At 53.0% G+C, this 10,378-nt stretch carries 9 protein-coding genes and 1 pseudogene; 9 read left to right on the top strand and 1 reads right to left on the bottom strand.

Annotated elements, in window-relative coordinates; translation table 11 throughout:
• Positions 1-20: 20 nt before the first annotated feature.
• The 4 genes and pseudogenes from R6U67_RS05495 (at position 21) to R6U67_RS05510 (ending at position 3,994) form a co-directional block, all read left to right on the top strand.
• Positions 21-1,278: pseudogene (locus tag R6U67_RS05495) on the top strand (RNA-guided endonuclease InsQ/TnpB family protein).
• Between the two features lie 191 nt (positions 1,279-1,469).
• The gene (locus tag R6U67_RS05500) at positions 1,470-2,423 is read left to right on the top strand and encodes a DUF1517 domain-containing protein (RefSeq protein WP_410251615.1); all 954 of its coding nucleotides are present in this window, start codon (positions 1,470-1,472) and stop codon (positions 2,421-2,423) included.
• Between the two features lie 253 nt (positions 2,424-2,676).
• Entirely contained in the window at positions 2,677-2,799 is a 123-nt protein-coding gene (locus R6U67_RS05505) for an isochorismate synthase (protein ID WP_410251616.1), read from the top strand.
• A gap of 307 nt (positions 2,800-3,106) precedes the next feature.
• Complete coding sequence (locus tag R6U67_RS05510) at positions 3,107-3,994, top strand: tetratricopeptide repeat protein (RefSeq protein WP_410251617.1); 888 nt, start codon at positions 3,107-3,109, stop codon at positions 3,992-3,994.
• 109 nt (positions 3,995-4,103) lie between these two features.
• Here R6U67_RS05510 and R6U67_RS05515 read toward each other — a convergent pair whose 3' ends face one another.
• Positions 4,104-4,505, bottom strand: a complete 402-nt coding sequence (locus tag R6U67_RS05515; RefSeq protein ID WP_410251618.1) for a response regulator — start codon at positions 4,503-4,505, stop codon at positions 4,104-4,106.
• Positions 4,506-4,889: 384 nt separating this feature from the next.
• Between R6U67_RS05515 and R6U67_RS05520 the strand changes: the two genes are divergently transcribed.
• The 5 genes from R6U67_RS05520 to R6U67_RS05540 all read left to right on the top strand — a co-directional run bounded on the left by R6U67_RS05520 (position 4,890) and on the right by R6U67_RS05540 (position 10,130).
• Entirely contained in the window at positions 4,890-7,430 is a 2,541-nt protein-coding gene (locus R6U67_RS05520) for a DNA topoisomerase (ATP-hydrolyzing) subunit A (RefSeq protein ID WP_410251619.1), read from the top strand.
• Positions 7,431-7,472: 42 nt separating this feature from the next.
• Positions 7,473-7,808, top strand: coding sequence for an antibiotic biosynthesis monooxygenase (locus R6U67_RS05525; protein WP_068787751.1), 336 nt, complete (start codon positions 7,473-7,475; stop codon positions 7,806-7,808).
• A gap of 34 nt (positions 7,809-7,842) precedes the next feature.
• Positions 7,843-8,583: a 16S rRNA (uracil(1498)-N(3))-methyltransferase gene (locus R6U67_RS05530; protein ID WP_410251620.1), complete on the top strand. Its 741-nt coding sequence runs from the start codon at positions 7,843-7,845 to the stop codon at positions 8,581-8,583.
• Between the two features lie 360 nt (positions 8,584-8,943).
• On the top strand, positions 8,944-9,717 hold the full coding sequence (locus R6U67_RS05535) for an SAM-dependent methyltransferase (RefSeq protein WP_410251621.1): 774 nt from the start codon (positions 8,944-8,946) through the stop codon (positions 9,715-9,717).
• Between the two features lie 83 nt (positions 9,718-9,800).
• Positions 9,801-10,130 carry a cupin domain-containing protein gene (locus tag R6U67_RS05540; RefSeq protein WP_410251622.1) on the top strand — a complete coding sequence of 110 codons (330 nt, stop codon included), beginning with the start codon at positions 9,801-9,803 and terminating at the stop codon, positions 10,128-10,130.
• The last annotated feature ends 248 nt before the right edge of the window (positions 10,131-10,378 follow it).

Genomic DNA, 10,378 nt, shown 5'->3' on the forward strand with positions numbered 1-10,378 from the left:
CAACCGATGCCAACGGTGCGATGCTTGTTCTTGAGTTCAAAATCAAAGGGAAGCCCCACCAGTACGCGGCGATTGACGAAGCGATCCGAACCGCACAGTTCGTTCGCAACAAGGCACTGCGCTATTGGATGGATACCCCTGGGGTCAACAAATACGACCTCAATAAGTACTGTCGGGTACTCGCCCGAGAGTACGATTTTGCTCGAGAACTCAACAGCACGGCTCGTCAAGCTTCAGCCGAACGCGCTTGGTCGGCAATCGCTCGATTTTTCGAGAACTGTCGCAAGTCGGTTCCCGGCAAGAAAGGATATCCCAGGTTCAAAAAGAACAGTCGTTCCGTCGAGTACAAAACTTCCGGTTGGAAGTTACTCGACCCCAAGCATATTGTCTTGACCGACAAGAAAGGGATCGGACGACTGAAGCTAGTTGGAACCTGGGATTTGGCATTTTACGGTATCGAACAAATCAAACGGGTTCGACGGGTTCGCAGAGCCGATGGCTATTACGCTCAGTTCTGCGTCAAAGTAGAGGTTCGAGAAGAACTCGAACCGTCAGGAAATACTGTGGGGTTGGATGTCGGACTCCTTGAGTTCTACACCGACTCAAACGGAGAATGCGAACCGAACCCGAGGTTTGACCGAAACGCCGAGAAAAAGCTGAAACGCGCTCACCGAAGGGTGAGTAAAAAACAGAAAGGCTCTGCCAACCGGAAAAAAGCCGTTAATCGACTCGGACGAGTACACCTCAAAATAAGTCGGCAACGTGTTGGCGAAGCCTGCGCCTAAGCGCATGGAACACGCCAAGAAACTGGCGCGTTGCGTTATCCGATCTAACGATTTGGTAGCCTACGTTGGCGAAGCCTGCACGAAGTGCATAGATTTGAGGATACAGAATCTGGTGAGAAACCACTGTCTCGCCAAGTCGATTCACGATGCGGGTTGGTATCAGTTCAGGAAGTGGTTAGAGCATTTTGGGGTAAAATTTGGCAAGATTACCGTGGCGGTGAATCCTGCCTATACTTCTCAAAAATGCTCGAGTTGCGGCACGGTGGTCAAGAAAAGTCTTTCGACTCGAACTCACGTTTGTCAGTGTGGGTGCGAGTTGGATAGAGACCACAACGCAGCCATCAACATTCTGAATGCTGCCTTAAGTACGGTAGGGCATACCGGAACTTGGGTCGATGACCCACACGCTTCTGGAGATTTGACCACTACTTTGGCTGGTGCAAACCTGTCAGGGCAAGTCGAATCGTTGAAGGAAGAATCCCCACGCCTTTAGGCTGGGGAGTGTCAACCCCCCAAACTTGGCCCCAGTCTGGGTCTGAAAAACGATACATTAGTATTAATCGCGTAACAATCCGTAACAGCGATCGCAAAGCTTCCTAAACAATCCTCAGAATCCACAGGGGTCTCGGATAGCCTAGATCGAGTCTGTAACGGCATAAAAAATACACAAACATCAGAGGTTTTATGGGTCGTACCGTACTTGCCAAACTCAAACCAATTTTAAAATCTATTTTCCTCGTCGGCGTCATCGCCATTCTCTTCTTCTCCCAAGCTGACGGCGCTCTGGCCGCCCGTAGTGGGGGACGGATGGGGGGCGGGTCCTTCCGCGCTCCGAGTCGCTCCTATAGCTCGCCGGGCCGGTCCTATGCCCCCAATCGCGGTTATGGTGGCGGTGGCTTTGGCTTTCCCTTCCTGATTCCCTTCTTCGGTTTTGGTGGCGGCTTCGGGGGACTGTTCTCGATTTTGATCGTGATTAGTCTTGCCAACTTCCTGGTTCGCAGTTTCCGAGGCGCTAGCGGTGATGGAGACGGCGGCGAACCTCAAAGTCTTAACCCGGCGGTCTCAGTGGCGAAGCTACAAGTGGGACTGTTGGCCCAGGCCCGAGAATTACAAACCGATCTCGATCGCATCGCCCTCAGTGCCGATACCCGTTCAGGCCAAGGTCGCGCTCAGGTGTTGCAAGAGTCGACGTTAGCTCTGTTGCGTCACCCAGAATACTTTGCTTACGCCAGTTCTGATACGGAACAAACTCGTCTAAACAGTGCTGAGGCTCAATTTAATCGTTGGTCTTTGTCTGAACGGAGTAAGTTCTCCGAAGAAACCCTCAGCAACTACGACAACCAACTCAAGCAAAGCCCGGATAAAGCCCTCACCGGAGACTCAGAATCCGGGGCGCTGGCGGAGTCTCAGGAGCCGAGTGAATATATTGTGGTGACGCTCTTGGTTGGGGTTCAGGGCAAACTGAAGCTGCCGGCTATTCAGGATGCGGAGAGTCTCAATCAGGCTCTGCGACAACTCGGCGGCGTTGGTGCTGAACAACTGCTGGCCGTAGAGGTTCTCTGGACTCCTCAAGCGACTGGCGATACCCTAACGTCGGATGATTTGCTCGCGGGATATCCCGATTTGCAATTAGTCTAGTGTTCGTCTTGTGCCGCTGAAGGGTCAGCCTGGGGGGAGTGATGTCACGTCACTCCCCCCAAATGTTAGGGGAGTTGCGATCGCTCGGGTCCAAATATTTCAAACTAATACCGAGTTCAAATAAATATTACAGCCTTGAAGATAACGGGGAATCTTCGCTATCCTAATAAGTAGAAGGGGTTGTGTTTTAAACCACCTCTAAGATCTGATGTTATTTTCAAGTGGGGTCATACTTATGAAACTCTGGAAATTGATGAAAGACGCAGTACAGTACGTTTCCGAAGGCTTCTTGCGCATTTTTTCTCCTAGCCGGGATGAATATCCTGACAGTGGTTTACAGCCCTTTGAAGGTCGTAGTAACAAGAAGTCGGCTTAGAGCTTAGGTCTTTGTTATTACTGTTTGGGATGAGGGTTAGGGCATCGCGTCAACCTAACTTGCGAGTCTGTCCTAATGCGAGTCCCCCAATCACGAAAGAACAATGTCGAATCACGCCTCTAACGGGCAATCCTCCGGGGTTGTCCGTTTTGCTGTGGTGATGCTGTGGTGATGCTGTGGTGATGGTCTCTAACGCCGTATTCCCCGAACTCGGCTCCTAGCCAGGTGGCCTAAGAATTGTCGTTTATGGGGACAATAGACTAAGCTGCTAACTATAGTCACCTATCAGCTACCTCGACGGGATACCGTGCCAAAACGTCATTTCTGGATTTCTCTACTGGTCACCCTTGGCTTAGCCACCGCTGTTCAACCCGCTCGTGGCCAGGCGCAGCTTCCCCATGCGCCGGACCTCGATCGCCAACAGCTCGAAGAACTCGGATCGAGTGTTTTGCAGGAGGCCGATCGCTGGGCTCGTTTCCAGCAGTATGATCGCGCCATTCCCCGAGCCGAGTTAGGCGTGGAGTTACTACCTTCAAATCCCCAAGCTTGGGGGATTTTGGGTAGTTTGTATCTACAAGTTGATCGCGTTGATGATGGAATTGCGGCCCTGCAAACGGCTCGTTCCCTAGATCCCGAGAATGCTCTGGTTCGCTTTGCGCTCGGTTCAGCCTATTTCCAGGCGGAAGACTATGCGGAGGCGATCCGCGAATTACAGGCGGGGTTGGAGCGACAACCTCAAGAACTCGGGGCGTTGTTCGATTTAGGGAACGCCTATTACATGAGAGGAGAGTTCGAGGAAGCGATCGAGCAGTATGAAATTGCCTTTGAACAGAATAATAGCTTCTGGCCGGCCATCAACAATATGGGCCTGATCCGCTATGAGATGGGGGAGATTGACGAGGCGGTTGAACTTTGGGAAAACTCTCGGACGATCGCCCCCCGTGAAGCCGAACCCCAGTTAGCCATCGCCGTGGCTCGTTATGCTCAAGGCGATCGCGAGCAGGCCATCAGCTTAGCTGAGGCGGCTCTGGAATTGGATGTTCGCTATGCTGAGATTGATTTCTTGGAAATGAACCTCTGGGGCGATCGCCTAATTACGGCGGCTCGCGATCTGTTAAGTACCCCCCAGATTCAGGAGATTGTCACGAGCGTTCGTGATGAGCGACAACCGCTCTCGATCGAGATGGCGCCCTAGTGATCTCGGGTAAGTGTTCATCTCGTGAGTGGTTTTGGCCGGGGACTTGACGGCGATCGCCCCCATCTGCGCCCCCGATCTCGGCCGGTGAGCCAAGCCATGGACGGGCTTACTCCTCGGCGGGGATCAGGGCGCGGATTTTGTCGACAAACTCTTGGTGATCGACGACGGGTTTAGAAATATAGCCATCGGCGCCACTTTGGGAGAGAAATGTCTCGCGATCGCCGGCCATGGCATGAGCCGTCACTAAAATGATGGGTAACTTAGCCGTCACCGGATCGGATTTGAGAATTTGGGTAATTTTAATCCCATCTACGGATTGTCCCTGATAGACGCTGTGAGCGAGGGAGACATCCATCAAGATGATATCGGCATCTCCGGCCTGGGCAATCTCCATCACCTCTTCAACATTTTCGGTATGTTTGACGGCCATGCCGCCTCGTTTCATCAAAATCTTTGAGAACACCCGCGCGTTAACTAAATCGTCCTCTACAATCAGAACGGTCTTCATCTGCTGTTTTAACCTAAACTTTGTTTGACCCTAACGGTGGACATTCGACCTGTTCTCGATCGTACTCCGAAACGCTGAGCAAATCTAGCCAAGGAACTCGGCTAAACTCCCATTCGGAGACGAGAGCGGAACTAGGAGGACAAACCCGACACACGGTACACTATCCTACGCAATCTGACCTTTACCCCATCATTGTAGCGGATTGCGAGGGCCGACCTATCGGTCGACGCACTGTTCTTCACGCCGTCGTTGCGCTTAAATGTTAAAAATGTCGGCGTTTGGGAAATTCGGCACGTCGCTCCCGTTGCACCAACCCCGTTGCACCAACCCCGTTGCACCAACCCCGTTGCACCAACACTGTCAGACCTTAAGGAAACGAACTTCATGGCTAAGCAGTTAAACCTCCTCTCCGGCGGACAAATTGTCCCAACCGCTTTGCACCAGGAGATGCAGCAGTCCTACCTTGAATACGCCATGAGTGTGATCGTGGGGCGGGCGCTTCCGGATGTGCGAGATGGGCTCAAACCGGTTCACCGGCGGATTATTTACGCGATGCACGAGCTGGGATTGACGCCGGATCGTCCCTATCGTAAATGCGCTCGGGTGGTGGGGGATGTGTTGGGGAAATATCACCCCCACGGCGATCAGTCGGTCTATGATGCTCTGGTGCGCCTGGTGCAAGAGTTTTCGAGTCGTTATCCTCTGTTGGCGGGCCATGGTAACTTCGGCTCGATTGATAATGATCCACCGGCGGCGATGCGGTATACCGAAACCCGCTTGGGTGAACTGGGAAATCAGGCGCTATTGAGTGAGATTGGCACGGCGACGGTCGATTTTACGGGCAATTTCGATAATTCTCAACAGGAACCGGTGGTTCTGCCGGCTCAACTGCCGATTCTCTTGCTCAATGGCAGTTCTGGGATTGCGGTGGGGATGGCGACGAACATCCCGCCTCATAATCTCGGGGAACTCGTCGATGGCCTGATTGCTCTGATCGATCGCCCAACGCTGTCAGATGAGAAACTCTTGGAACTCATTCCGGGGCCAGATTTTCCAACGGGCGGCGAGATTGTGGGGATTCAGGGGATTCGTGATGCGTATCTCAAGGGACGCGGTAGTCTGACGGTACGGGGGGTGGTGAGTGTTGAGACGGTGCAAACGGGCAAAACGCGGCGATCGCAGCGGCCCGCCCTGATTGTCAGTGAGTTTCCCTTCCAGGTGAGTAAATCCAGTTGGATTGAAAAGTTAGCTCATTTGGTGAATCAGGGTAAACTCGATGGCATCTCGGATATTCGCGATGAGAGCGATCGCTCTGGGATTCGGGTGGTGATTGAACTCAAACGAGAAGCCAGTCCCCAAAAGGTTCTCAAGCAAATCTATCGTCTCACGGCGCTGCAAAATACCTTTGGGGTGATCATGTTGTCTCTGGTGGACAATCAACCCCGCCAGTTGAGCCTCCGGGAGACGCTCCAGGCTTTTCTGGATTTCCGCGAGGACACTCTAACCCGTCAGTATCAAGATGAACTCAATAAAATTGAAAGTCGCTTACATCTGTTGTCTGGGTTGTTGGCTGCTTTAGATCATCTGGATGCGGTGATTGATATTTTGCGCAACGCGCCTGATGGAACGACGGCGAAAGTCCAGTTTCAGGAGCGGTTAGAGTTCAGTGAGGCTCAGGCTAATGCGATTTTGGCGATGCCGATGCGTCGGTTGACGGGGATGGAACGAGACAATCTCAATGCTGAGTTGACTCAACTGAGTCAACGTCGGGAGGTGTTACAGGGGTTGTTGGGCGATCGCCATGAGTTGCTTAAATCTCTGAAGAAGGAATTGCGTCATCTCAAGCGCAAGTTTGCTGATGAGCGACGCACTCGCATTGTGACGGCGGATGGAACGGTGAAGTCGGAAGTGACGCAGTTTGATGAGGCCCAGGCGCAGCCTTTGAGTGTCTCGTTGCCGCTAGATCTCCAGCCCCAAGCGGAAGAGACGGTTTTGGAGATTACGCAACGGGGTTATGGCCGCCGTCTCCCGCTTAAGGGAGTCACCCCCATTGAACCGGTGTCGCCTCAGGGGGAATTGGTTGATATGACGGAGGATTTTCCGTTACGACAGGTGGCGACGCAAACGGATCGCCCGTTGTGGATGTTTGTCCGGGATGGCAAGCTGTATTCGGCGGCGGTGGGTGATATTGCTCAACTCAGTGGCCGCAACGATCGCGGCCAGCCTTTGGTGGGGTTGTTACCGCCGGCGGCTCAGGGGGATCCTGAGGCGATCGTGGCTCAGTTTGTGGCCGATGAGCGCTTTGAGCAGCAACAGGTGGTGTTTTTGACGCAAGGAGGACGGATTAAACGCCTGGCGGTGAGTGAGATTGGCCAGATTACGGCTCGGGGCTTAACGGTGTTGAAGTTCAAGCAAGATGATGGACTCTATGGGATTGAACTGGCTCGGGAGGGACTCGATGCGATCGTGGCGTCGAGTGGGGGCCGCTTGTTACGAATGCCGGTGGATGATGAGCAGTTGCCGCTGTTGGGGCGCACGGCTCAAGGCTATCAGGCGGTAAGGCTACGGAAGACGGAAACGATCGCCGGTTTAGGTATTGTTGAGGCGTCTGATGAGTTGGTGTTGGTGACTGAGCGGGGTTATTGTAAACGCTTGCCGGTTGAGGAGTTACGGCTCGGGGAACGGGGGGCGATCGGCACTCAGGGCCTACGCTTTGCGAATCGCAGTGATCGCCTGATGGCGATTGTACGGGCGGTTCCGGGGGCGGAGTTGGTGCTACAACTCAATGGCGATCGCCTGTTGCGGTTGCCGATCGCGTCGCTGAAGCGTCAGGGTAAGGATGGGACGGGCCAACGTCCGAAACTCTTGAAATCTAAAGACTCCGTGATCTCTACCCGTCTCTGTTTGCCGACGGGGGGAGAATAAAGACTGTTGTCCTGATTCTACTGTTCGAGAGGTATTGATACGATGAGTGATTTTATGGATTTTTTACGCCACAAGTATGCTTATGTGGCTCAGGGAGAGTTTAAGCCTGGATGTTTTGAGGAGGCGAAACGCCTGTTTGATGAGGCGGTTCGCAATTATCATGATGGGTTTGAGGGGGCGTATCTGTTACAGGAACCGGGGACGGATCGCGGGATTGCGGTGGTGTTCTGGGATGATCCTGAGGATATGGACAATAATCGCAATGCTAAGGTGGATGCGGTTTTAGAGGAGATGTCTCATTTGTTTTTGTCGCCGCCGAAAACGGGCTTTTATGAGGTCAGCAGTGAGATTGAGAAGGGGGTTCCGGTGGCGAATTAGCGGTTCTCAATTGCATCTCAACGATTGATCTAACGTGCAACGAATTACGGTTGAGTCGAGCCAATTTTGCGATCGCACTCTCACTCTCAATCGCCAGCAGCTTCATTATTTGATGCGGGTGTTGCGGTTGCAGGGGGGCGATCGCTTTGTGGCGATGGATGGTTCGGGGAGTTGCTGGGAAACGGAGTTGGTTGAGGGGGAGGAAGGCCCCTATGGACGGGTGGTACTGGCGTTGGACTTCAATCGGGAATTGCCCATCTCTCTGACGTTGTTGGCTGGGTTGCCGAAGGGGCAAGGGTTTGATGAGGTGGTTCGTCAGACGACGGAGTTGGGGGTGACTCGGGTGATTCCGGTGTTGAGCGATCGCACGCTCTTGAAACCCAGTCCGAATAAGTTGCAACGCTGGCAACGGATTGCGACGGAGGCGGCGGAACAGTCGGAACGACAATGGGTTCCGATGGTTGAGAGGCCGATGTCTCTGGCTGAGGCGATCGCGGCGGTTAGCCCGGCTCGGAGGTATTTCTGTGTGGCTCGGGGGGATCGGCCTCATTTGTTGAGGCAAGTCCGCCAGGATGTCGCGTCTTGGGGTCCCGAGATGGCTGAGATGGCGATCGCGATTGGCCCGGAAGGGGGCTGGACGACGGCTGAGGTTGAGGTTGCGATCGCCTCGGGTTGGCAGGGGGTTTCTCTGGGACAACGGATTTTGCGGGCGGTTACGGCTCCGACGGTGGCTCTGGCTCTGGTGGCGGCGGCTCTTGAGTCTGGCCTGGATTGAGAATTTTTGGGGGAATTTTGGGGCTGCTTTTGTGGCTACTTTCTGTACGAAAATCTAAAACAACGTAACTTAAAAAAATTGCGCTGCTTAGATGTTTGGCTTTGCGCGGCCCGCACCGGGGCCGCGAAGCCTTGCCAACCTTAAGCAAAAATTTGGTGCGCTTTGATTAAGGGGTGAAGCTTTATTTATGGTTCTATTATAAAAAAATTGTACTTGAATGTCAAGGGCAATTTGTGAATTTTCCAGATTTGCTGCCCAGATTTGCTGGTGGAGGATGGGATATCGAAGGATTTGACTTATATCAAGGTCATTTTGCTGCGCAGGCGTTTAACTGGAGATAATGACTCAGGAGCAATAGCCATGACGTCCAAACGCTTCAATCCCAAAACCGCCCCAGGCCATGAGGTTCTGGCGGCGGCGGGTAAAACCGTTCTGCGGCCTGGGGGTCAGGCTGCCAGCCAACAGTTATTCACGTGGGCGAATTTTCAGCCGGGGGATACGGTGTTAGAACTGGCGTCGAGTTTTGGGGTGAGTGCGATCGCCTTGGCGCGTCAGTTTGACGTTAAGGTGGTGGGAGTCGAACAAAACCCTGAGAGTGTTGAGCGATCGCGGGCGGCGGTGGAGGCGGCGGGGTTGAGCGATCGCATTGGTTTTATCGAGGCCAGCATTTTCAATCTCGATGAGATTCCCGAACAGTTCGATTTTGTCCTAGCCGAAGCGATCGTGACGATGCAAGGGGCGGCTGGTAAGGTGAAACTGTTTCACTTGATTCGCGATCGCCTCAAACCCGGTGGTGTCTTTCTCTCCCATGAGATGAAAACGACCACCCGAGAAGTCTCCCAGTCTCTGGCGAGTAGCTTGCGCGTCAACGCTCAACCTCTGACGGTTGAAGATTGGCAAAAATTGGCTCAGGAGGCGGGGTTGACGATACAACACCAGACTTCAGGGCCAATGGATTTGCTCGATGTCTCTCGTCTGATCCAAGATGAAGGGGTACTGGGGACGATGAAGTTTGCGGCGAATCTGGTGCGACATCCCGAGTTACGCGATCGCATCTTGGGAATGCGTCAGGTGTTCAATCACTATCGTTCCAGTTTAGGCTATTGGCTCATGGCCGCTCAACGGAGTCAATAATGGAGTCAGTCGAAGGCGACCCTGGGGGTTTGCTCCGACGTTGTTGAATCATTGTTTTATCATTTACCGAGGATAGTTTTATCATGGCGACGATTACCACTCCCGACGTTCCCTTTGACACGGAATTATCAGATTTGATTGAATATCGCGATCGCGCGGTTCTCAGTCAAGTGATTGTCAAAGATGACGTGTCTCAACATACCCTTTTCTGTCTTGGCAAAGATACCGATATTGAAGAACATACGGCCACTCGTAACGCCTCGGTGACCGTCATTGAGGGGACGGGAACCCTGACGTTAAACGGAAAACCCATCGCCCTCAAACCGGGTGTTTTCGTCTTTATGCCGGCGAACGCGCCCCATGCGCTGGTGGCGTCGGAAAACCTGACGTTTTTGCTGACGTTAACGGCTTAAGCGGTAAAACGGACTATGATGGTAACGGTGTAACGGGTTGACTCAGTTGACTCGTTGCTCATTATCTTTGATGATCTTTGACGGTAACCCTTGACGATTCACGGTGAATCATTTGTGGTGAATCGTTCGCGGTTCATGATTGACTGAAACTATGCCTTCTCTCGAAGATGCGATCGCGGCTTTGGAGACAGGAGACTATCGTAGCGCCTCCCGACATCTCAAAGTTTTATATCGAACAATGCCCGAAA

Source organism: Sodalinema sp. (genome assembly GCF_046483825.1).
GTDB lineage: Bacteria > Cyanobacteriota > Cyanobacteriia > Cyanobacteriales > Geitlerinemataceae > Sodalinema.

Excerpts from the sequence above, each read along its gene's own strand:
- R6U67_RS05515 (WP_410251618.1), bottom strand. The coding sequence starts at position 4,505 with ATGAAGACCGTTCTGATTGTAGAGGACGATTTAGTTAACGCGCGGGTG.
- R6U67_RS05535 (WP_410251621.1), top strand. The coding sequence starts at position 8,944 with ATGACGTCCAAACGCTTCAATCCCAAAACCGCCCCAGGCCATGAGGTT.
- R6U67_RS05520 (WP_410251619.1), top strand. The coding sequence starts at position 4,890 with ATGGCTAAGCAGTTAAACCTCCTCTCCGGCGGACAAATTGTCCCAACC.
- R6U67_RS05525 (WP_068787751.1), top strand. The coding sequence starts at position 7,473 with ATGAGTGATTTTATGGATTTTTTACGCCACAAGTATGCTTATGTGGCT.
- R6U67_RS05500 (WP_410251615.1), top strand. The coding sequence starts at position 1,470 with ATGGGTCGTACCGTACTTGCCAAACTCAAACCAATTTTAAAATCTATT.
- R6U67_RS05505 (WP_410251616.1), top strand. The coding sequence starts at position 2,677 with ATGAAAGACGCAGTACAGTACGTTTCCGAAGGCTTCTTGCGCATTTTT.
- R6U67_RS05540 (WP_410251622.1), top strand. The coding sequence starts at position 9,801 with ATGGCGACGATTACCACTCCCGACGTTCCCTTTGACACGGAATTATCA.